The following is a 20,900-nucleotide window of genomic DNA, read 5'->3' as shown; positions in this document are numbered from 1 at the left end:
TGCCCGCCCGAGAATGACCGGGTGACCCTTTCTCGCGGACAAGCGCAGTCTCCCGGACATGCGCAGTCTCTCGAACGCGCGCTGCGCGGTGCGCTCCGGGGTGAGGTGGACTTCGGGACCGCGCAGCGGGCCGTCTACGCCTACGACGCGTCCAACTACCGTCAGGTCCCGCTCGGGGTGGTGAAGCCCGCGTCGGCGGACGACGTGCGGGCGGCGGTGGCCCTGGCGCGGGAGCACGGGGTGCCGGTGCTGGCGCGCGGGGCCGGGACCAGCGTCGGCGGACAGGCGATCAGCCCCGGAGCCCTGGTGCTCGACCTGCGGGCTCGGTTCGCCGGGGTGACGGACGTCGATCCGGAGGCGCGGACCGCGTGTGTGCTGCCCGGGACGGTGCTGGACACGCTCCAGGCGGCGGCCCGTCCGCACGGGCTGGTCTTCGGACCGGACCCGTCCACGCACAGCCGCTGCACGCTCGGCGGGATGATCGGCAACGACTCCTGCGGCCCGCACTCCGTCGTCTGGGGCCGCACCGCCGACAACGTCCGCTCGCTCGACCTGCTGCTCGCCGACGGCACCGAACTGACCGTCAGCGGCCCGCTCTCCGCCGACGCACGGGCGGAGCTGCTGCGCAGCACACCCGGTCGCGCGGGCGAACTGCTGCGTGGGCTGCATGCGCTGGCCGAGCAGAACCTGGCCACGCTGCGCCAGGACTTCCCGCAGCTGCCGCGTCGCGTCTCCGGCTACGCGTTGGATGCACTGCTGCCCGAGCGCGGCTTCGACCTGGCCCGCGCGCTGACCGGTACCGAGGGCACCTGCGCGCTGCTGCTGGGCGCGACCGTCGTACTGGCCCCGTTGCCGAGCCGCCACGTCCTGGTCGTCGCCGGATACGCGGACGAGAGCGCCGCCGCCGAGGCGGTGCTGGAGTTGCTGCCGCTGCGCCCGCTGACGGCGGAGGGCATGGGCGGGGACCTGGTCCCCGGCGGCCTGGCCGGGTTGAGCGGCGGCAGCGGCGGCTGGCTGTTGCTGGAGGCGGAGGCGGGCGACCACGCCCGGGCGCTCGAACGGGCCGCGCGGGCGCAGGGGGCAGCCGTCGCCGTGGTCGAGGACCCGGTGGCGCAGCGGGCGGCGTGGCGGGTGCGTGAGGCCGCGGCTGGGACGGCGACCCGGGCGCCGGACGGCTCGGAGGCCTGGCCGGGCTGGGAGGACGCCTCCGTGCCGCCGGAGCGGCTGGCCGGGTACCTGCGCGAGCTGCGGGAGCTGATGGCCGCACACAGGCTCCAGGGAACGCCCTTCGGGCACTTCGGCGAGGGCTGTGTGCACCTGCGGATGGACTTCGACCTCGACCGCCCGCAGAACGGCCGGTTCCGCGGCTTCCTCACCGAGGCCGCCGACCTGGTGGTGCGGCACGGCGGGTCGCTCTCCGGCGAGCACGGCGACGGCCAGGCGCGCGGCGAGTTGCTGGCGCGGATGTACCCCCCGCGCGTCATCGAGCTGTTCGGGGCGTTCAAGTCGCTCTGGGACCCCGAGAACCTGCTCAACCCGGGCAATCTGGTCGACCCGCGCCCGCTCGACGCCGATCTGCGGCAACCGGCGCTCCGGCGGGAGTTGCCCCTGGCCGACGGCGCGCGCCGCTGCGTCGGGGTGGGCGCGTGCGTCACCGACGACCCGGCGACGGTGATGTGCCCGAGCTACGCGGTCACGAGGGAGGAACGGCACTCGACGCGTGGCCGGGCCCGGTTGCTGGGCGAGATGCTGGGAGGCGCCCTCGTCACGGACGGCTGGCGCTCGCGTGAGGTGCGCGAGGCGCTGGACCTGTGCCTGGCGTGCAGGGCCTGCGCCAGCGACTGCCCGGTGCATGTCGACATGGCGACGTACAAGTCCGAGTTCCTGCACCGCTTCTACCGGCACCGGCTGCGACCCAGGATCCACTGGACGCTGGGCGGACTGCCGCGCAACCTGCGGCTTCTGCGCGCACTTCGGCTGGCCCGGCCGGTCGGCGCGCTGGCACGGAGCCGCTTCGGGCCGCTGCTGGCACGGCTGGCCGGGACCACTCCGGAGCGCCCGCTGCCGCCGATCCCCGCGCGCGCCTTCACCGAGGGCGTGGCAGACACGGGTTCGGGTGGTCGGCCGGTGCTGCTCTGGCCCGACACTTTCGGCAACCACTTGCAGCCCGAGGTGTTGCACGCCGCCGCAACGGTGCTGCGCCGGTTCGGGTTTCGGCCGGTGCTGCCCGAAGGACCCGTCTGCTGCGGGCTGACGGAGGCCACCACCGGACGTCTCGACGCGGCCCGTCGCACCCGCAACCGCACCCTGCGCACGCTCGCGCCGCTGCTGGACGCCGATCCGGAGCTGCCGATCGTGGTGGCGGAGCCGAGCTGCGCGGCCGAACTGCGCGGGCCGCACTCTCGACTGGCCGACCGGGTGCGGACGTTCGCGGAGCTGCTGAACGAGCAGCTGGACCGTCGGCCCGAGCTGCTCGACTCCCTGACGCTCGCGGGCCGGCCGCTCGCGGACCGGCCGAGCGCGTTGGTGCAGACGCACTGCCACCAGCACGCCGTCCTCGGTACCGACGCCGACCGGCGCCTCGCCGCCCGTCTCGGGCTCACCCTGCGCCAACTGCCGCCGTCCTGCTGCGGGTTGGCGGGAGACTTCGGTTTCGAGCCTGGACATCACACGGTGTCCGTCGCGGCCGCCGAGCGGGTGCTGCTGCCCGCGCTGCGGGCCGAGCCGGACGCGACCGTGCTGGCGGACGGCTTCAGCTGCCGGACCCAGATCGCGCAGCTCGCCGACGGCCGCCGCGCGTTGCACTTCGTCGAGTGGCTGGAGCGACTGCTGCCCGAAAGTGGGACCCGGTCGGACATCTGACGGACACGCGGGGGTAACGATCCGGCGCCCTTGCAGAAAGTTGCTGCAAGGGCTTTCCAAGCCGATTGCATCGCTGTTACGTTCCTCCCCAAGCCCGGCGGCTGTGCGACCCGGGCACCCACCCCCGAAGGAGTCCATCGATGCGTCGTGGCATTGCGGCGGCCGTTCTGGCGACGGCGATAGCGGTTTCTGCAAGCGCTTGCGGTTCCTCTGGCAGCAGCTCCGGCGGCGCCTCCGCCAACGCGGGTCCGGTGACCATCACGTGGTGGGACACCTCCGACGCCACCAACGAGGCGCCGACCTACAAGGCCCTGGTCGCGCAGTTCGAGGCCGCGAACCCGAGCATCAAGGTGGACTACGTCAACGTCCCCTTCGCGACCGCGCAGACCAAGTTCACTGCCGCGGCAGCCGCCGGCAAGGGCGCGCCGGACGTGCTCCGCTCCGACGTCGGCTGGGTCGCGGGCTTCGCCCAGCAGGGCTACCTGGTCCCGCTGGACGGGACCCCCGCCTCCGCCGACAAGGCCAAGTTCGAGCAGCAGCTGGTCCAGCAGGCCACCTACCAGGGCAAGCTCTACGGCATGCCCGAGGTGACCGACACCTTGGCGCTGATGTACAACAAGCAGCTCTTCACCAAGGCCGGCATCACCGCCGCGCCGACCAGCTGGGCCCAGCTCACGGCCGACGCCGCGGCGGTCAAGACGAAGGACGGCGTCGACGGCTTCGCCTTCAACCCGGCCTCCTACTACGCCATGCCGTTCCTCTACGGCGAGGGCACCGACATGGTGGACCTGAGCGCGAAGAAGCTGGAGTTCAACTCCGCCCCCGCGATCAAGGCGATCACCACCCTCAAGAACCTGCTCGCCGCTCCGGGTGTGAGCAAGCTGGACACCACCGCCAACGGCTACGCCAACATCATGGACGCCTTCGAGAGCGGCAAGGTCGCCTCGATCATCCAGGGCCCGTGGGAGACCACCAACGTGCTGAAGGGCTCCGCCTTCGCCAGCGCGTCCAACCTCGGGGTCGCGGTGGTCCCGGCCGGGTCGGCCGGCAAGGCGGGCGCGCCGATCGGCGGCGCCAACCTGGTCGCCTACGCCGGTTCGGACGCCGCGCACCAGGCCGCCTCCGAGAAGTTCATCGCCTTCATGACCTCTGCCGCCTCGCAGCAGACCATCGCCACCAAGAACTCCACGCTGCCGACCCGCAGCGACGCCTACACCTCGGCCGTCACCGCCAACCCCGGGATCGCCGACTTCCAGGCGGTGCTGTCCGCCGGTGTGCCGCGTCCGCCGCTGGTCCAGTACAGCGACCTCTACAACACCTTCCAGACCGACCTCACCAAGATCCTGCTCAACCAGGAGAGCGTGCAGACCGGGATGAACAACGTCACCATCCAGGCGCAGAAGGAACTCCCCGACTACGCCGCGCAGTGACCGGACGCCGGTGACTCGAACCCGGTGAGCAGATCCGGGTGACTCGTACCCGGTGACCAGACCCCGGCCGGCCGTCACGGCGCCGTGGACGGAGGGTTCCACGGCGTTGCGGGCGGCCGGTCGGTCGCAGTTCCCTTCCCAGGTAGTAGCAGGTAGCAGCAGTGTCTGAAGAGGTGTCAGCATGACCGTGGCAGCACCCGCCAAGGCCGCGCCACCGGATCCGGTGGGCCGGGCCGAGGCGCGACGCCCAGGGCCGTTCCGCCGGATCCGGCAGTCGTACGACCAGTTCTGGTACGCCTGGGCGATGTGCGCCCCGGTCGTCGTGGTGCTCGGCGTGCTCGTCGGCTATCCGCTGGTGCTGGGCGTGATGTACACCTTCACGGACGCGACCAGCCTCAACGTCGGGCACACCATCGGGGTCAACCACATCCCGGACACCTTCAGCTGGGTGGGGCTGAAGACGTACATCGACATCCTGTCGGGGCCGGACAACCAGTTCTGGCCGCACTTCGGGTGGACCATCGTCTGGACCGTCAGCTGTGTCGTCCTCACCATCTCGCTGGGCCTCGGGCTGGCCGTGCTGCTCAACCGCAAGGTGCGCGGCCGGACCGCGTACCGGATGCTGCTGATCCTGCCGTGGGCGGTGCCGACCTTCGTCACCATCTTCTCCTGGCGGCTGCTGCTGGCCGACGACGGGCTGGTCAACAGCCTCCTCGGTCTGGTCGGCATCGGTCATGTGCAGTGGCTCAGCGACCCGCTGTGGCAGCGGGTGGCCGCGATCGCGGTCAACGTCTGGGTGGGCGTGCCGTTCATGATGGTCTCGATGCTGGGCGGCCTGCAGGCCATTCCGGGCGAGCTCTACGAGGCCGCCGAGATGGACGGCGCGACCGCCTGGCAGCGGTTCCGCAACGTCACCCTGCCGGGCCTGCGACCGGTCAGCAGCACCCTGGTGCTGCTCGGCATCATCTGGACCTTCAACCAGTTCAACGTGATCTACCTGCTGTTCGGCACCACCAACAGCGACAGCGTGCAGATCCTGGTGACCTACTCGTTCCGCCTCTTCTTCGGCCAGGAGCCGATGGACTACGCACGCGCCGCGACGGTCGGCGTGCTCTGCCTCTCCGTCCTGGTCGTCTTCACCGAGTTCTACCGGCGCTGGATCCGCCGCATGCAGGGAGACGCAGCATGACCAAGCCCCGTCGTCGAGGCGAGCGCAGCCCGCTCGCCTCCCTCGGACTCCACTCGGTCCTCGCCGTGGCGGCGTTCGTAGCGGCCTTCCCGGTGGCCTGGGTCGTCTACGTCTCGCTCGGCCCCGGGCAGTACGACTACCAGCACCCGCAGCACATCCTCGGGCGTGCGTCGCTCTCCAACTACAGCTACGTGCTGGGCCACACCGACTTCTTCACCTGGTTCGCCAACTCCGCGATCGTGGCGGCGGGGACCATGGTGTTCGGTGTGCTGCTCGCCGCCAGCGCGGGTTACGCGGTCTCGCGGATGCGGTTCCTCGGGCGCGGCGTGCTGATGTACTCGTTCCTGCTGACCCAGATGTTCCCGGTGGCCGTGCTGCTGGTGCCGCTCTACAAGATCCTGGCCGACACCAAGCTGCTGGACACCTACCAGGGCCTGATCCTGGTCTACTGCACCACCACCGTCCCCTACGTCGCCTGGCTGATGAAGGGGTACTTCGACACCATCCCGGTGGAGATCGACGAAGCGGGCCGGATCGACGGGCTCAGCCCCTTCGGCACCTTCTGGCGGCTGATCCTGCCGCTGGCCAGGCCGGGCCTGGCGGTGGCGGCCTTCTACTCCTTCATCACCGCGTGGGGCGAGGTCGCCTTCGCCTCCTACTTCCTGCTGTCGTCGGACAAGTACACCCTCGCCGTCGGCATGCAGCAGTTCGTCAGCCAGTACAACTCGCAGTGGAACTACCTGGCGGCCACCGGCGTGCTGATCGCCATTCCGGCGGCGATCGTCTTCTACCTGGTGCAGAAGAACCTGGTCGCCGGGCTCACCGCGGGCGGCACCAAGGGCTGACCGAGTCCGCGCCTCCCGTTCCACACCACCTCTCGCAGTTCAGTCGAAGTTCTCTCGCTTCCAAGGGAATCCATGACCCAGCATCTCGTCGTCCCGGTCCGTCCCGCGCTCAGTGGTGAAGGCGAGCCCGACGCGCGGCGGAGAGCCGACTGGTGGCGTGAGGCGGTGATCTACCAGGTCTATCCGCGTAGCTTCGCCGACGCGAACGGCGACGGCATGGGCGACCTGGCGGGCGTCCGCGCGCGCCTGCCCTACCTGCGCGACCTGGGCGTGGACGCGGTCTGGCTCTCTCCGTTCTACGCCTCGCCGCAGGCCGACGCGGGCTACGACGTCTCCGACTACCGCCGGGTGGACCCCATGTTCGGCGAACTCGCCGACGCGGCAGGCCTGATCGAGGACGCGCACGCGCTCGGCCTGCGGGTCATCTTCGACATCGTGCCCAACCACTGCTCGGACCAGCACGAGTGGTTCCAGCAGGCGCTGCGCGAGGGCCCCGGCTCGGCGCTGCGCCGCCGCTTCCACTTCCGGCCCGGAAAGGGCGAGAACGGCGAACTGCCGCCCAACGACTGGGAGTCCATCTTCGGCGGCCCGGCCTGGACCCGGGTCACCGAGCCGGACGGCACCCCGGGAGAGTGGTACCTGCACCTCTTCGCGCCCGAGCAGCCGGACTTCGACTGGGACCACCCGGCCGTCGCCGACGAGTTCCGCTCCATCCTGCGGTTCTGGCTGGACCTCGGCGTCGACGGCTTCCGGATCGATGTCGCCCACGGCCTGGTCAAGGCCCCCGGCCTGCCCGACCTCGGCGTGCACGACCAGCTCAAGCTGCTCGGCCACGACGCGATGCCCTTCTTCGACCAGGACGGCGTCCACGAGATCTACCGCTCCTGGCGGCCGATCCTCGCCGAGTACTCGGGCGGTGAGTACGGCGACGACCGGATCTTCGTCGCCGAGGCGTGGACCCCGACCGTGGCCCGCACCGCCGAGTACGTCCGCGAGGACGAGCTGCACCAGGCCTTCAACTTCCAGTACCTGGCCACCCCGTGGGAGGCCGAGGCGCTGCGCGAGGTGGTCGACCTGACCCTGGACGCGATGCGTCCGGTCGGCGCGCCCGCCACCTGGGTGCTCTCCAACCACGACGTCACCCGCCACGCCACCCGGTTCGCCAACGAGCCGTCCACCAGCACCCAGATCCGCACGCCCGGCGACCGTGAGCTCGGGCTGCGCCGCGCGCGGGCCGCGACGTTGCTGATGCTGGCCCTGCCGGGGTCCGCGTACCTGTACCAGGGTGAGGAGTTGGGCCTGCCCGACGTCACCGACCTGCCGGACGAGGTGCGTCAGGACCCGTCCTTCCACCGCCAGAACGGCCAGGACGGCTACCGCGACGGCTGCCGGGTGCCGCTGCCGTGGTCCGGCTCGGCGGCGCCGTTCGGCTTCGGGCCGGCCGAGGGCGGGCCCAGCTGGCTGCCGCAGCCGCCCGGGTGGGCGGAGTTGAGCGTCGAGATGCAGACCGGCGACCCGACCTCCACGTTGGAGCTCTACCGTTCCGCGCTCGCGATCCGTGCCGAACACCCGGCGCTGGGCGCGGGCGACGGCGTGGACTGGCTGGACGCGCCCGAGGGCGTGCTGGCCTTCCGTCGCGGCGCATTCACCTGCGTCGCGAACACCGGCTCCGCGCCGGTGCGGCTGCCCGTGCCTGGGCGGCCCTTGCTCACCTCGGGCGCGGAGCCGGTGCTCGACGGCGGGACTGCCGGCAGCGGGACCGCCGGCAGTGGGACTGTCGAGGTGGCTGCCGACACCACCGTCTGGTGGACGGACCGATGAGCCTCCCGTCACAGGGCGGACCGGCATCACCGCCCGCCCGGCTGGCGGACATCGCCGCCCAGGCGGGCGTCAGCGAGGCGACCGTCTCCCGGGTGCTCAACGGCAAGCCGGGCGTCTCGGCGACCACCCGGCAGACGGTGCTGGCGGCGCTGGACGTGCTCGGCTACGACCGCCCGGTCAAGCTGCGGCAGCGCAGCGCCGGGCTGATCGGGCTGATCACACCGGAGTTGAACAACCCGATCTTCCCGGCGCTGGCCCAGGTCGTCGAGCAGGTGCTGACCCGTCACGGTTACACGCCGCTGCTCTGCACCCAGACCCCGGGCGGCTCGACCGAGGACGAACTGGTCGACATGCTGGTCGACCGCGGTGTCACCGGCATCGTCTTCGTCTCCGGCCTGCACGCGGACACCACCGCCGACCACGAGCGCTACGCCCGACTCGCCGGGCGCGGCGTGCCGTTCGTGCTGATCGACGGGTTCAGCGAGCGGATCGACGCGTCCTTCGTCTCGCCCGACGACCGCGCGGCGATGTGGATGGCGGTCCGGCACCTGGCCGAACTCGGCCACCAGCGCGTCGGCCTGGCCGTGGGCCCGGCCCGGTTCGTGCCGGTGGCACGGAAGCTCACGGGCTTCACGGCGGCGGTGCGCGAGCTGCTCGGGTACGCCGACGCCGAGGTCGAGGAGTTGGTCCAGCACACCCTCTTCACCGTCGAGGGCGGTCACGCCGCCGGCGGGACACTGCTGGACAAGGGTTGTACGGCGATCGTCTGCGGCAGCGACCTGATGGCCTTCGGCGCGATCCGCGCCGCCCGCCAACGCGGACTCGACGTGCCGGGCGAGGTGTCCGTGGTCGGCTTCGACGACTCTCCGCTGATCGCCTTCGCGGACCCGCCGCTCACCACGATCCGCAAGCCCGTCGAGGCGATGGGCGCGGCGGCGGTCGACGCCCTGCTGGAGGAGATCAACGCGGTCCCGGTCCACCGCGCCGAGTTCGTCTTCCAGCCCGAGTTGGTGGTCCGGGGTTCGACGGGAGCATGCGGTTCGCCGGGCGCGCGGCAGCGCGGACGAGGCTGAGGGATGGCGTACCGCGCGCTCTTCGCTCCGCGCGGGGCGAAGGGGTTCACGGCGGCGGTGCTGGTGGCACGGTTCCCGGTGGGGATGTTCTCGCTGGCGGCGACGCTGCTGGTCACCTCGCTGCACGGCTCCTACAGCCTGGCCGGGCTCGGCGGCGCGACGGTCCTGGTGGCCATCGCCGTCGTCGGGCCCTGGCAGGCACGGCTGGTGGACCGTCACGGGCAGGCCAGGGTTAGTGTCCCGGCGGTGCTGCTCGCCACGCTCGGCGGCCTCGGACTGGTCCTCACCCTGCGCGCCCACGCGCCCACCTGGCTCTACCTCGCCTGCGCCGCGCTCAGCGGCGTCGGCCCCAACACCGGTTCGCTGGCGCGCGCCCGCTGGTCCTTCCTGCACCGGGGCAACCAGGCGGTGCTGCACACCGCCTACGCCTACGAGGGTGTGGTGGACGAGCTCTGCTACGTCCTCGGCCCCATCGCGGCCATGACGCTGGCGACCTCCTTCTCGCCGCTCACCGCGTATCTGACGGCTTCTCTGCTGGGCCTGGCGGGCATCCTCGCCCTGGCCACCCAGCGCCGCACCGAACCGCCGCCCGGACGCACCCACGAGGCAGCCCGGACCCGACCCGGCGGCGCGCTGCGCGCTCCGGGGATGCCCGCGCTGGTGCCGATGCTCATGGCGGCGGGCTGCGTCTTCGGCACCATGGAGATCACCACCGTCGGCTTCGCCCAGTCCCACGGACACAAGGCCGAGGCCAGCCTGGTGCTCGCCGCTTACGCGCTCGGCTCCTGCCTGTCCGGCATCGCCTTCGGCCTGTGGCGGCCCCGTGGCCCGGCGGTGGTCCGGCTGCGCTGGGCGCTGGTCGCCATGACGGTGACGCTGGCTCCGCTGCCGCTGGACCGCAGCCTCTGGCAGGTGGCGCTGAACCTGCTCGTCGCGGGGTTCGCCACCGCGCCGACCATGTCGACCAGCATGGGCCTGGTCGCCGAACTCGTCCCTGAGAACCGGCTGACGGAGGGCTTCACGCTGACCACCACCGGTCTGCTGATCGGCGTCTCGGCGGGTACGGCGGCGGGCGGTTGGACGGTCGACCACCTCGCTCCGGGAGCCGGGTACCACGTCCCCGCGGCGGCCGCGCTGGTGGCGCTGCTTCTGTCGCTTCGACTGAGGCGGTTCGCCTGAAGCTGCACGCCTGAAGCTGTACGCCTGAAGCTGTACGCCTGAAGAACTGTCCGAATCGTCCGGCCGTCGGGCAAACAGCAGGCGAAAGTGTGTACGTGCAATAGGCTTTGGTGCTGTGAACACAGCGCGGTTGGCCGACATCGCGGCACAGGCGGGGGTCAGCGAGGCCACCGTCTCCCGAGTGCTGAACGGAAAGCCGGGCGTCGCCGCGGCGACCAGGCAGACGGTGCTGGCCGCCCTCGACGTGCTCGGCTACGAGCGTCCGACCCGGCTGCGACAGCGCAGTGCGGGCCTGATCGGCCTGATCACGCCCGAGCTCAGCAACCCGATCTTCCCGGCGTTGGCCCAGGTGATCGAGCAGGTGCTGACCCGCTACGGCTACACGCCGGTGCTCTGCACGCAGACGCCCGGCGGTTCCACCGAGGACGAGTTGGTGGAGATGCTCGTCGAACGCGGCGTCACCGGCATCGTCTTCGTCTCCGGCCTGCACGCCGACACGACGGCCGACACCACGCGCTACGACAAGCTCCAGGGCCAGGGCGTGCCGTTCGTGATGATCAACGGCTACAGCGAGCGGATCAGCGCGCCGTTCATCTCTCCTGACGACCGGGCAGCGATGTGGATGGCCGTCCGCCACCTGGCCGGGCTGGGCCACGAACGCATCGGGCTCGCCGTGGGTCCCTCCCGCTTCGTCCCGGTGCTGCGCAAGGAGGAGGGCTTCACCGCCGCGCTGGGCGAGGTCCTGGGCCTCTCCGAGGAGGAGGGCCGGGGGCTGATCCAGCACTCCCTCTTCACCGTCGAGGGCGGCCACGCGGCGGCCAACGTCCTGCTGGACAAGGGCTGTACGGCGATCGTCTGCGGCAGCGACCTGATGGCCTTCGGTGCGATCCGCGCAGCGCGGGCGAGGGGGCTCACCGTCCCGGGCGACATCTCCGTCGTCGGCTTCGACGACTCCCCGCTGATCGCTTTCGCGGACCCGCCACTCACCACCATCCGCCAGCCGGTCGAGTCGATGGGCGCGGCGGCGGTCAACGTCCTGCTGGAGGAGATCGGCGGAAACCCCGCGCAGCGGGGGGAGTTTGTCTTCCAGCCGGAGTTGGTCGTGCGCGGCTCGACGGGCTCTGTCGCGTAAACCGTCGGGCGAGCGGGCAAGTTGCACTCTTTAGGGGCGCGAGAAACCACCCTGTGCGGATGGCCCCGTTCATTGGGGACCATCTGCCGTGGGTGGCTTGTCGCGCGCGCAGTCAATCAAGCAGAGCCCCGCGCCCCTGATGGTTGCTCCTAGAGCTCAGCCTCGATGCCCAGGGCACCGAGGTACAGCCCCAGCGCCAGTCGCGCCACCGCAGGGTACGTGCCGATCGGCTCGGCCAGCGGGCAGTCGATCGCGTCCGCAAGGGACTTGAGCAGGTCGGCGTTGACCTCCGGGCCCAGCAGGTACGGCGCCAGCGCCGGCTGCACACAGCCGGTCTCACGCAGGTGGGTCATCGCCGCCACGACCGACTCCGCGGAGTCGAGGGACGCGGCCACCACCGGGACGGCCAGGCGCGCAGCCAGCAGAACCGCGGTGACCTCGGCCAGCTCCAGCGCCTCCGCGCCGCCCGTGCCGGCCAGCACGATGCCGTCGGCGGAGGTGTTGATGGCGAAGAGACGCGCGCGGTCCGCGCGGGCCAGACCGGCCTCACTGAGGCGCACGTGGACGGCCTCGGCGAGCAGCGGGTGCGGGCCGAGCGAGTCCGTCCGCTGGACGGACTCGAACCCGGCCAGCACAGCGTCCAGCTCGGCGCTGGGGCCGGGGGAGAGCGGAACCACGATCGGCGGCGTGCCCGCCTCCACCGCCGCGCTGAGCACGTCCTGGACGGACGGGCAGTCGCCCAGGCCGTCGACGTTCTTGGCGGCCGTCAGATAGGCCGCGGTGACCTGCGCGTCCGGCTGGTCCAGGCGGATCAGCGTGGCGATCTCCTCCGCCAGCCGCCGGGAGTCCGGGTTGGCCGGCGCCGGGACGGCGAGCACGAGCGTGGAAGCGCTCGCGGGGATCTCGGGCCGCTCGGGACGGCGGTGGCGTCCGCGCGCGCGGGCGGTGGGCGTACGGACAGGCAGCGGCGTGCCTGGAGTCGCGGCAGTGCTCATGGGGGACGATGGTAGGTCATCCGTTCGCGCCCTGGGAGGCGGGTGCCCTATACCGGGGAGTAAGGCCCCGAACGAACCGAAGTCGCGTGAGCAGCGTCACACAGGTCGTACGGGCACGTGGTTACTGACTGTGTGTCACGGGGGAGTTCCATGCTGTTGATCAAGTCGGTCGATATGTGTGCACTGTGCGAGAGCTTGTTGCCCAGAGCGACGACGATGCGCCCGGATTTGCCCGGTTCGGGCGGTCAACTCCCCGCGCTGTAAAGAAAGCAGTCACCTCCTGTAAACGCATGTGCACACGCATAAGCACCTGCACGTGCACGTGCACTGGCGATATCATCACCGGCAGTGAGAACGCTGCATGGTGCACCGCTCGCACGTCCCGGGGAGATACCTATGCGTCGCATCTACAACGGCATCGCCGCCACGGAACTCGAGGGAGTGGTCTGGCAGAAGGCCCGGATGAGCAACTCGCAGGGCAACTGCGTCGAGCTGGCCCGCCTGGAGGGCGGTGACGTCGCGGTCCGCAACTCGCGGTTCCCGGACGGCCCGGCCCTCATCTACACCAAGGCGGAGATCGTCGCGCTGCTCCACGGTATGAAGGCCGGGGAGTTCGACCACCTGGTGGACTGAGCGCCCTGACCCCCGTCCTGCACGTTCCAGAGGTGTCCTATGGGGATGGCCCGGGAGTAGCTCCCGGGCCATGTCTTTTGTGTGAAGCGTCTTGCGGGGGAGGCCTCTTGTAGGTGAGGCGTGTTCGGCAACCCGCGGCCGGAGGCTCAGCCGCGCGACTGGAGTTCGAAGACGGCCCAGACGACCTTGCCGACGGTGACGGGGTGCCAGCCCCAGGACTGACTGAAGGACTCGACGAGATGCAGCCCCCGGCCGGACTCGGCGACCCAGTCGGCCTCACGCGGCACCGGACCGTTCTCGCACGGGTCGGTCACCGCGCAGACCACCTGCGGGTCGCTGCGCACCAGGCTGAGTCGTATCAGCGGCTGGTTCGTCGCCGTGCTGCAGCTGCCGCCGCCCACCGCATCCTCGGCCCGCAGGTCCATCCGGTCACCGATGGGGCTGGAGCCCGCGCCGCGTCTTCCCCAGACGCTGCGGGGCTCGGGCACGTGGGCCGGCAGGCCGTAGCGCAGCGCGTTGGTCACCAACTCGCTTGCCACCAGGGCGATGTCGTCGAACAGGTCGCCGAGCTCCCAGCGGTTCAGGGTGAGCCGGGTGAACTCCCTGGCTGTACGGACGGATTCGCGTCGAGGGGCGAGCGCGCAGCTCACCACGGTTTCGCGGTCCGCGAGCACCGCCGGGCTCAGGCCCATCAAGAGCTCCTCCCATGCGGGCGCGGCCCCGTCCGGTGGTGCCGGCCGGGGCGAATTCTCGGCGGATTGCCAGGGGGCGTGCAGGTGCACATGCCCATGGTCCTCTTCGCATACGTCAGATGCAAGAGTGGATTCACGTGCATTCGCGCCTAGGGCAGATGCACGTGCATCTGCCCATGCAGCGAGTAATGTAGTCGTAGCGCTGCGCAGTGATGGAGGGTCGCGACTCGGACATCTTGACCAGCGGATGGACAACCGGGCACGATGCGCGCCCGGGCAGTGCCTGACAGTGGCAGACTGTGGCGTGTTACCAGCGGGTGGAGGTTCGACGGAATGACCACGGTTCAGCCGGGGGGCGGTTCGATGGTGCGCCGCATCCTCCTCGGCTCCCAACTCCGCCGTCTTCGCGAGGCCAAGGGCATCTCGCGCGAGGACGCCGGCTACACGATCCGGGCCTCCGAGTCGAAGATCAGCCGCATGGAGTTGGGTCGCGTCAGCTTCAAGGAGCGCGACGTCGTGGACCTGCTGAGCCTGTACGGGGTCGAGGAGTCCGAGCGCGGTCAGCTGCTGACGCTGGTGCGTGAGGCCAACCAGAACGGCTGGTGGCACAGCTTCAGCGACGCCATGCCCAACTGGTTCCAGACCTATGTGGGGTTGGAGGAGGCCGCCGCGCTGATCCGCACCTACGAGGTGCAGTTCATCCCCGGCCTGCTGCAGACCGCCGACTACGCGCGCGCCATCATGGGCCTGAACCGGCCCTACATGGCGGAGGAGGAGATCGACCACCGGGTCGACCTCCGGATGCGCCGTCAGCGGATGGTCGTCGAGGGCTCCGGGCCGCGTCTCTGGGCCGTGATCGACGAGGCCGCGCTGCGTCGCCCCATCGGGGGACCGAAGGTGATGCGGGCTCAGGTCCAGGCGCTCATCGAGATGGCCGAGCTGTCGAACGTGGTGCTCCAGGTGATGCCGTTCCGCTTCGGCGGCCACGCGGCCGAGACAGGCGCGTTCTCGATCCTCCGCTTCCCCGAGCAGGACCTGCCCGACGTCGTCTACCTGGAGCAGCTGACCAGCGCGCTCTACCTGGACAAGCGCGACGACGTCGACGCCTACGTCCAGGTGATGGAGCGGCTCAGTGTCGACAGCCTGACGCCGGAGAAGACGGTGGACCTGCTCACCGGGCTGCTCAAGGAAGCCTGACAGGGCCCCCTGCACGCGGACCGAGGCGCGGGTCGAGGCCGTAGCGGGCGAAGAGGTCCGCGCGGATCACGACGCCCGGCAGCTCGGCGCCGGGGAGCACCAGGCCGATGCACGCGCCCATCAGCGCGCTGCGCAGCACCGCGTGCTCGGCGGCCGGGTCGGTCGAACCGCGCCGCCGCAGCACCTCTTGGAGCAGCGCGCCGAGTTGCTGCTGCTCGTCGTCCTGGACGAAGCGGCCGTCGATGGGCGCCAGGATCAGCGCCAGGTGCGTCCGCATCAGCGTGGGCTGGTCCAGGGCCAGGCCGGTGATCGCGTCGATCGTGGTGGCCAGCCAGACGTCCGGGTCCTCGCTGTGCTCGGGGTTGCCGGGCTCGTCCAGCGGACGCAGCGCGGCGGCCAGGGTCAGGTGCATGTGCCGGTGCATCGCGGTCTGCAGCAGGAACCGCTTGCCGGGGAAGTAGTACGAGACGAGCCCGCGGGCCACCCGCGCACGCTCGGCGATGTCGCCGAGGGTGACCCGGTTGAAGCCGTGCTCGTCGATCAGCTCCACGGTGGCCTGCATGATGCGCTCGCGCGAGCGCGCCCGCATGACCTCGTTGACCGCTTCCCGACGTGGTGACATGGCGCTCCCGCACTGCCTTGGGCCGTTAGGCCGTGGGCCAATCATTGGCTTGGCGCCAATATACGCGCGGAACCTGGGCGTCCCACCGGCCCGGCGAAACGGGCGCTGAGCTGCGCGAAGCAGGCTCCGCGAGGCAGGCTCGGCGAGGCAGGCTGTCAGCGCAGCACGGTCTCCGGCTCCGCGCCGCGCAGGGCGGCGGATTCGAGGTGGGCGTCCGGCAGCGCCGGGTGGCGACTGATGACGACCACCCCGATCACGATGCAGAGCAGCCCGGCGGCCTCGCCCGCCAGCGCGGCCGGCGTGAGCTGGAGCTGGTCGCCCAGGAAGCCGACCCCGCAGGCGATGCCCGCCAGCGGCTGCGCCGCGGTCAGTGCGGGCGCGGACATCTTCAGCGGCGCCGACTCGAACGCGTTCTGCACCAGGACCAGTCCGACCACGCCGATCGCCAGCACGGCATAGGGCTGCCAGCCGGTCACCAGCAGGCCGAGTCCGCCCTGATCGAGACGCAGCTCGGCGGTGCGGGTGAGCGCGTCCTGCAGGCCGTAGAGGAGCCCGGCGGCGAGTGCCAGCAAGGTCGCCTGGCGGATCCGGGGCAGCCGTCCGGCCACCGAGACCAGCAACAGCGCGAGCCCGGCGACGATGCCGAAGACCAGCCAATGGCGCAGCGCGCCGATCTCGGCGCCGCCGCCGGTGGGCTGGCCGCTGAGGATGAAGACGGTCACGCCGACCGCCAGCAGCACCACCCCACCCCAACCCGAGGCGCCCAACGTCTGTCTGGTGATCCGTCGGGCCAGGGCCATGGCGAAGAGCAGTTGGGTCGAGAGCAGCGGCTCGACCAGGGAGATCCGCCCGGCGGAGAGCGCCATCGCGCTGAGCACCTGACCGCAGACCATGAAGACGATGCCCAGCAGCCACTCGCGCGACCGCACCAGGCGCAGCAGTAGCCGGTAGGAGATCAGGTCGGCACGCGTGGCGGACTGCGCCGCGTGCTGCTGCAGGACGAAACCCAGTCCCAGCAGACAGGCTGCGCCCACGCCGAGAAGAAACACCGTCACGGGGATTCCCCCACAGTTAACGTGCCATCACGGGCCACTCCCGGGAAGCGTATCGCGGGGCTCCCGAACCGACCTCCGCACTCAGCGCATTCCCACCTTCTTCAGGAAGTACGTCAGCTTCTTGGGGAACTACGCCACTTCAGGAGGGTTAGGTCGGCGGTGGGGGCACGTCGGGCCTCAGACCAGCGCCGACAGGCCAGGGGCGAAGGTGAGGACGACCGGGGTCAGCGCCAGTGCCACGGCGGCCACCGTCAGTCCGAGCCGGGAGGGCCAGGGCAGGCGCGTGCCACCCGCCAGCAGGCGGTCGACCCGGTCGGGTATCTGGGCCAGCGGATGCGGGCAGGTGCTCTCGGGATTGAGCTCGACCAGCGCTATCGCCGTGGCCAGCCGCCCGTGGCGGCGCGCGGCGGAGTCGTCGGCCGCGAGCTCGACGAGGTGGCCCACCTGGTCCCGGAACTGGCCGAAGAGCCGTATCGCGGGGAAGCCGGAGGCGAGGGCCTCGGCGAAGCCCAGCAGCCAGTGGTGCCGGGCGCGGACATGACCGTGCTCGTGGGCGAGCAGCGCGTCCAGCTCGCGGGTGCTGAGCCGTCGCAGCGCCGCCGTGGTGACCACCACCCGGGGCACCGGACCGGGCAGCGACCAGGCCTTGAGCTCCTCGCTCTCCAGCACGACCAGCTTCTCCGAGCGGTTCCACGGCACGGGCGGGTCGGTGGGCGCGGACTGCTTCAGCTCGGGATGCAGGTCGGGTGCCTGAGCCTTCAACTGCTGCCGTTGACGCAGCCGGGTCGCCCGGGAGCCGGAGACCTCGACGGCCAGGGCCAGCGCGGTCCGCACGCCGCCCACGGCGAAGACGAAGGCCGCGCCGATCGCCCACGGGCGGGCCAGGGGGAAGCCGTACGCCTCCTCCACACCCGCCGGAGCCCCGGCGAAGACAAAGGATCTGATGGCGGGCCAGGCCGCCGCGCCGGTCAGCACCAGCGCGCACGCGCAGCAGAGCAGTACGCCGACCACCACGCACTGCCACGCCCACAGCCCGACCACCGGCTCCCGCTCCGTCCAGCGGGCGCGGGCCAGCCCGCGCGGGCCCAGCAGAGCGAGCAGCGCGCCGAGCGCGACAAGTCCGGGCAAGGCTCCCACCGCTGCGCGGCACCTCCGAGGGCAGGACGGGACGCACGCGTCACTGCGTACGCGCTCAACCTATGGCGGATCCGCCCGTCACGGAATCCGTTTGCCGAAAGCAGTGACGCAGGACACGGAGTCGGCGGTTCAGCTCCGTTCCGGACGGTTCAGAGCAGCGCCCGCACGTCAGAGCGCCACCAACAGGTCAGAGCAGCATCAGCATGGTGGCCATCGACAGACCCATGACCACCCGACAGGCGTCCGGCAGGGCGGGGGCGCTGAAGAGCGACCCGGCCCGGTGGCCGGTGGCGGGAGCGGTCAGCCGCAGGCCCGAGAGGAGCGAGAGGGCCAGGAACGCGACCAGCAGAGTCCCCGTCAGTGCGGGCAGCCCACGCGGCGGCATGTCAGCCATCCCGGTCATCCCAGCCATTCCGGCCATACCTGGCATCGCGTCCGAACTGACCGTGCTGCCGCTCATCGCGACGGCCATGTACACCATCGCCGCGTGGCCGAGGCAGTGGTACGCGTGGTGCAGTCGGTGACCGGTCGCGAGCAGCACCGCGCCCAGCGAGAGGAGCGCGGCCGACCCGTAGACGGCGACCCAGAGGCCCGTAGGGGCCGCCACCCCGGCCGCCATCGCGGCCATGCCGAGGCTCATCACCGCCTCGGTGCCGTCCGCCGCGCGGTCCGCCCGTGGCGCGGATCGGCGCAGGCACAGGCGGGCGGCGCAGTAGAGGCCGGTGCCTCCGCAGAGCAGCACCAGAAGCCAGCCGAGCACGCCCGCGTCCCGCATCCACGCCCCCTGACCCGCCACCCGTTCTTCGGACACTGTGACGCAGGGTGATCGATGCAGTACAGGGCGCGATGGGGGCGCACGGGGGCAGATCCAGTGGTGTGAACGCCGCGTTCACGGCGTCTCCACCTTACGGCCGACCCTGACAGCCGACGTACTCCAAATGGAGTATGCGGCGGTGCCGGGTACCCGACGCGACTACGGATCGCGGGGACGCCAATCATCCTGCGGGCGCTCTTCCTGCGGCTTTTCGATCAATAGCTTGGAACAGTCCGCTTTCATCACCGATCCGATCCGGGGACTGCCGACATCATGGGCCGACTCATCCGCCTGCCGCTGCAGCGCCGTTCCGACCTGACGCACGCCCGCCCGCCACGTGCGGTGATCATTTCGGCGAGCGTCGGAGCCGGACACGACGCGGTGGCGAAGGAGCTTGAGACCCGGCTCGCCGAGGCCGGCCTGAACGTCGACCGCCACGACTTCCTGGACCTGCTGCCCGGCGTCACCGGCAAGATCTTCGTCGGCACCTACCACACGATGCTCGAGCGGGCCCCGTGGACCTGGAAGCTGCTCTACGGCGGTATGGACAACCCGCGGATGATGAACGGCCAGGCGGCCCTGTTCACCTGGCTGGCCGGCCGGGCGATGAAGCGGGCGCTGCCGGACGACACCGCGGTCGTCGTCTCCACCTACCCGCTGGCCAGCCAGGTGCTGGGTCGGCTGCGCAAGCGCGGCCGGATCAGCCAGCGGGTGCACACCTACCTGACCGACTTCTCGGTGCACCGCCTCTGGGCGTCGCCGGACGTCGACTCCCACCTCGCCGTGCACACGGTCCCGGCCGAGCAGGCCGAGGGCACCGAGTGCCAGGACGTCCACGTGGTCACCCCGCTGGTGGACCGCCGCTTCACCCCGGTCACCAAGGCCTCCCGCGCCGCCGCCCGGCAGCGCTGGGGCCTGGCCCACGACGCGAAGATCGCGCTGCTGGTCGGCGGCTCCTGGGGTGCGGGCGAGCTGGAGCACACCGTCGCCGACGTCGAGGCCGCCGACCCGCGGCTGACCTGCGTTGTCGTCTGCGGGCGCAACGAGACGCTGCGCGCCCGGCTGGAGGAGGCCGGAGTCACCGCGCTGGGCTGGGTCGACGACATGCCGAGCCTGATGCACGCGGCCGACGTGCTGGTCCAGAACGCCGGTGGCATCACCGTGCTGGAGGCTGTCGCCTCCGGCATCCCCGTCGTCACCTACCGCTCCATCCCGGGCCACGGCCTGACCAACGCGGCGGCGCTCGACCAGTCGGGCGTGGCCCCCTGGGCGCGCACCCACGCCGAGCTGGCGCCGCTGCTGGACCGGGCGATACGGTCCGATTCCGCCGTCCCCGCGCCGTGGGGCGTCGACGCGGTCGAGCTGCTGCTGGAGTCGGCCGGGCTCACCCATCTCACCGCGGAGCTCCCCGGCGTGGTCGTCCCGCTCGCTTCGATGGAGAACGCACGATGAACCGTGCCGTCAAGACGGTCGCCGGCATCGCCGGCGGTCTGGCGCTGGCACACGCCGCGCCCGCGCTGACCTCGATCCAGCCCTTCGAGCCGCTCCGCACCAAGTTCTTCCCCGGTTACGGGGGGCTCGGCGACCCGGGCCACGTCGCCCTCAGCTTCGACGACGGCCCGGACCCCATCTCGACCCCGCGCTTCCTGCGACTGCTGGAGAAGCGCGACGTCAAGGCGACCTTCTTCCTGCTCGGCTTCATGCTGGAGCGCGACCCGGGCCTCGGCAAGGAGATCGTCGCGGCTGGCCACGAGATCGCCGTCCACGGCTACCTGCACCGTCCGATGGTCGTCCGCACGCCGCGTGCCACCAAGGACGACCTGACCCGTGCCCACGGCCTGGTCACCGAGGCGACCGGCGTCGCGCCGCGCTGGTACCGGCCGCCGTACGGCATCGCCACCACCTCCGCGCTGACGACCGCCCGCGGCCTGGGCATGACCCCGGTCCTGTGGACCTCGTGGGGCGCGGACTGGCGGGCCGGCGCGACCGGCACCTCCGTCTACCAGACGGTCACCCGGAACCTGCGCGGCGGCGGCACCGTCCTGCTCCACGACTCCGACTGCACCAGCGCCCCGGCCTCCTGGACCGCGACGCTCGCCGCGCTCCCGCGCCTGCTGGACCACTGCGCCGAGCAGGGTTGGCAGGTCGGCCCGGTCGGCGAGCACGGGATCTGACGGCCGGTCACCCCGCCATGAACTGAACGTCAGCGGGGCCGGTCCTCCTC

Annotated in this window: 18 protein-coding genes; 12 read left to right on the top strand and 6 right to left on the bottom strand. The window is 71.3% G+C overall.

Going from position 1 to position 20,900, the window contains the following annotated elements; genetic code table 11:
* The first annotated feature begins 21 nt into the window (after positions 1 to 21).
* From ABH928_RS25205 to ABH928_RS25170, 8 genes are all read left to right on the top strand, one after another.
* On the top strand, positions 22 to 2,862 hold the full coding sequence (locus tag ABH928_RS25205) for an FAD-binding and (Fe-S)-binding domain-containing protein (RefSeq protein WP_370070325.1): 2,841 nt from the start codon (positions 22 to 24) through the stop codon (positions 2,860 to 2,862).
* Between the two features lie 140 nt (positions 2,863 to 3,002).
* Complete coding sequence (locus tag ABH928_RS25200) at positions 3,003 to 4,292, top strand: extracellular solute-binding protein (protein WP_370070323.1); 1,290 nt, start codon at positions 3,003 to 3,005, stop codon at positions 4,290 to 4,292.
* A 181-nt stretch (positions 4,293 to 4,473) separates the two neighbouring features.
* Positions 4,474 to 5,481 carry a carbohydrate ABC transporter permease gene (locus ABH928_RS25195; protein WP_370070321.1) on the top strand — a complete coding sequence of 336 codons (1,008 nt, stop codon included), beginning with the start codon at positions 4,474 to 4,476 and terminating at the stop codon, positions 5,479 to 5,481.
* A complete protein-coding gene (locus ABH928_RS25190) occupies positions 5,478 to 6,326 on the top strand; it encodes a sugar ABC transporter permease (protein ID WP_370070319.1) in 849 nt (282 codons plus the stop codon). Before ABH928_RS25195 ends, ABH928_RS25190 begins: the two co-directional genes overlap by 4 nt.
* A gap of 72 nt (positions 6,327 to 6,398) precedes the next feature.
* Complete coding sequence (locus ABH928_RS25185; RefSeq protein WP_370070316.1) at positions 6,399 to 8,147, top strand: glycoside hydrolase family 13 protein; 1,749 nt, start codon at positions 6,399 to 6,401, stop codon at positions 8,145 to 8,147.
* Positions 8,144 to 9,220: a LacI family DNA-binding transcriptional regulator gene (locus ABH928_RS25180; RefSeq protein ID WP_370070314.1), complete on the top strand. Its 1,077-nt coding sequence runs from the start codon at positions 8,144 to 8,146 to the stop codon at positions 9,218 to 9,220. The genes ABH928_RS25185 and ABH928_RS25180 overlap by 4 nt, the downstream gene beginning before the upstream one ends.
* A 3-nt stretch (positions 9,221 to 9,223) precedes the next feature.
* The gene (locus ABH928_RS25175) at positions 9,224 to 10,399 is read left to right on the top strand and encodes an MFS transporter (RefSeq protein ID WP_370070312.1); all 1,176 of its coding nucleotides are present in this window, start codon (positions 9,224 to 9,226) and stop codon (positions 10,397 to 10,399) included.
* Between the two features lie 115 nt (positions 10,400 to 10,514).
* Positions 10,515 to 11,531, top strand: a complete 1,017-nt coding sequence (locus ABH928_RS25170; RefSeq protein ID WP_370070310.1) for a LacI family DNA-binding transcriptional regulator — start codon at positions 10,515 to 10,517, stop codon at positions 11,529 to 11,531.
* Positions 11,532 to 11,680: 149 nt separating this feature from the next.
* Here the strand turns inward: ABH928_RS25170 and ABH928_RS25165 are convergent, their stop codons facing one another.
* Positions 11,681 to 12,526 carry a sirohydrochlorin chelatase gene (locus ABH928_RS25165; RefSeq protein WP_370070307.1) on the bottom strand — a complete coding sequence of 282 codons (846 nt, stop codon included), beginning with the start codon at positions 12,524 to 12,526 and terminating at the stop codon, positions 11,681 to 11,683.
* A 396-nt stretch (positions 12,527 to 12,922) separates the two neighbouring features.
* Between ABH928_RS25165 and ABH928_RS25160 the strand changes: the two genes are divergently transcribed.
* Positions 12,923 to 13,159: a DUF397 domain-containing protein gene (locus ABH928_RS25160; RefSeq protein ID WP_370070305.1), complete on the top strand. Its 237-nt coding sequence runs from the start codon at positions 12,923 to 12,925 to the stop codon at positions 13,157 to 13,159.
* A gap of 146 nt (positions 13,160 to 13,305) precedes the next feature.
* Here the strand turns inward: ABH928_RS25160 and ABH928_RS25155 are convergent, their stop codons facing one another.
* Complete coding sequence (locus ABH928_RS25155) at positions 13,306 to 13,851, bottom strand: ATP-binding protein (RefSeq protein ID WP_370070303.1); 546 nt, start codon at positions 13,849 to 13,851, stop codon at positions 13,306 to 13,308.
* A gap of 333 nt (positions 13,852 to 14,184) precedes the next feature.
* Here ABH928_RS25155 and ABH928_RS25150 point away from each other — a divergent pair, with 333 nt between their 5' ends.
* Positions 14,185 to 15,048 carry a helix-turn-helix domain-containing protein gene (locus ABH928_RS25150; RefSeq protein ID WP_370070301.1) on the top strand — a complete coding sequence of 288 codons (864 nt, stop codon included), beginning with the start codon at positions 14,185 to 14,187 and terminating at the stop codon, positions 15,046 to 15,048.
* Here ABH928_RS25150 and ABH928_RS25145 read toward each other — a convergent pair.
* The 4 genes from ABH928_RS25145 to ABH928_RS25130 all read right to left on the bottom strand — a co-directional run bounded on the left by ABH928_RS25145 (position 15,035) and on the right by ABH928_RS25130 (position 18,673).
* Positions 15,035 to 15,670 (bottom strand): TetR/AcrR family transcriptional regulator, encoded by a 636-nt coding sequence (locus tag ABH928_RS25145; protein WP_370070299.1) that lies wholly within the window; start codon positions 15,668 to 15,670, stop codon positions 15,035 to 15,037. The genes ABH928_RS25150 and ABH928_RS25145 overlap by 14 nt on opposite strands.
* Before the next feature lie 155 nt (positions 15,671 to 15,825).
* Positions 15,826 to 16,725: a DMT family transporter gene (locus ABH928_RS25140; protein WP_370070297.1), complete on the bottom strand. Its 900-nt coding sequence runs from the start codon at positions 16,723 to 16,725 to the stop codon at positions 15,826 to 15,828.
* A 177-nt stretch (positions 16,726 to 16,902) separates the two neighbouring features.
* On the bottom strand, positions 16,903 to 17,862 hold the full coding sequence (locus ABH928_RS25135) for a M56 family metallopeptidase (protein WP_370070295.1): 960 nt from the start codon (positions 17,860 to 17,862) through the stop codon (positions 16,903 to 16,905).
* A 187-nt stretch (positions 17,863 to 18,049) separates the two neighbouring features.
* Positions 18,050 to 18,673 (bottom strand): DUF5134 domain-containing protein, encoded by a 624-nt coding sequence (locus tag ABH928_RS25130; RefSeq protein ID WP_370070293.1) that lies wholly within the window; start codon positions 18,671 to 18,673, stop codon positions 18,050 to 18,052.
* A gap of 276 nt (positions 18,674 to 18,949) precedes the next feature.
* Between ABH928_RS25130 and ABH928_RS25125 the strand changes: the two genes are divergently transcribed.
* Positions 18,950 to 20,128, top strand: coding sequence for a glycosyltransferase (locus ABH928_RS25125; RefSeq protein WP_370070290.1), 1,179 nt, complete (start codon positions 18,950 to 18,952; stop codon positions 20,126 to 20,128).
* Positions 20,125 to 20,850 carry a polysaccharide deacetylase family protein gene (locus ABH928_RS25120; protein ID WP_370070288.1) on the top strand — a complete coding sequence of 242 codons (726 nt, stop codon included), beginning with the start codon at positions 20,125 to 20,127 and terminating at the stop codon, positions 20,848 to 20,850. Before ABH928_RS25125 ends, ABH928_RS25120 begins: the two co-directional genes overlap by 4 nt.
* The last annotated feature ends 50 nt before the right edge of the window (positions 20,851 to 20,900 follow it).

Source organism: Streptacidiphilus sp. MAP5-3 (assembly GCF_041262505.1).
In the GTDB taxonomy this organism is placed as follows: domain Bacteria; phylum Actinomycetota; class Actinomycetes; order Streptomycetales; family Streptomycetaceae; genus Streptacidiphilus.
The sequence above is the reverse complement of the archived record's forward strand: the minus strand, read 5'-3'. Positions and strand labels throughout refer to the sequence as shown.

Bases quoted from the DNA above. Each gene is read 5' to 3' on its own strand.
- ABH928_RS25200 (WP_370070323.1), top strand. From the start codon at position 3,003: ATGCGTCGTGGCATTGCGGCGGCCGTTCTGGCGACGGCGATAGCGGTT.
- ABH928_RS25195 (WP_370070321.1), top strand. From the start codon at position 4,474: ATGACCGTGGCAGCACCCGCCAAGGCCGCGCCACCGGATCCGGTGGGC.
- ABH928_RS25190 (WP_370070319.1), top strand. From the start codon at position 5,478: ATGACCAAGCCCCGTCGTCGAGGCGAGCGCAGCCCGCTCGCCTCCCTC.
- ABH928_RS25185 (WP_370070316.1), top strand. From the start codon at position 6,399: ATGACCCAGCATCTCGTCGTCCCGGTCCGTCCCGCGCTCAGTGGTGAA.
- ABH928_RS25180 (WP_370070314.1), top strand. From the start codon at position 8,144: ATGAGCCTCCCGTCACAGGGCGGACCGGCATCACCGCCCGCCCGGCTG.
- ABH928_RS25175 (WP_370070312.1), top strand. From the start codon at position 9,224: ATGGCGTACCGCGCGCTCTTCGCTCCGCGCGGGGCGAAGGGGTTCACG.
- ABH928_RS25165 (WP_370070307.1), bottom strand. From the start codon at position 12,526: ATGAGCACTGCCGCGACTCCAGGCACGCCGCTGCCTGTCCGTACGCCC.
- ABH928_RS25160 (WP_370070305.1), top strand. From the start codon at position 12,923: ATGCGTCGCATCTACAACGGCATCGCCGCCACGGAACTCGAGGGAGTG.
- ABH928_RS25155 (WP_370070303.1), bottom strand. From the start codon at position 13,851: ATGGGCCTGAGCCCGGCGGTGCTCGCGGACCGCGAAACCGTGGTGAGC.
- ABH928_RS25150 (WP_370070301.1), top strand. From the start codon at position 14,185: ATGACCACGGTTCAGCCGGGGGGCGGTTCGATGGTGCGCCGCATCCTC.
- ABH928_RS25145 (WP_370070299.1), bottom strand. From the start codon at position 15,670: ATGTCACCACGTCGGGAAGCGGTCAACGAGGTCATGCGGGCGCGCTCG.
- ABH928_RS25125 (WP_370070290.1), top strand. From the start codon at position 18,950: ATGGGCCGACTCATCCGCCTGCCGCTGCAGCGCCGTTCCGACCTGACG.
- ABH928_RS25120 (WP_370070288.1), top strand. From the start codon at position 20,125: ATGAACCGTGCCGTCAAGACGGTCGCCGGCATCGCCGGCGGTCTGGCG.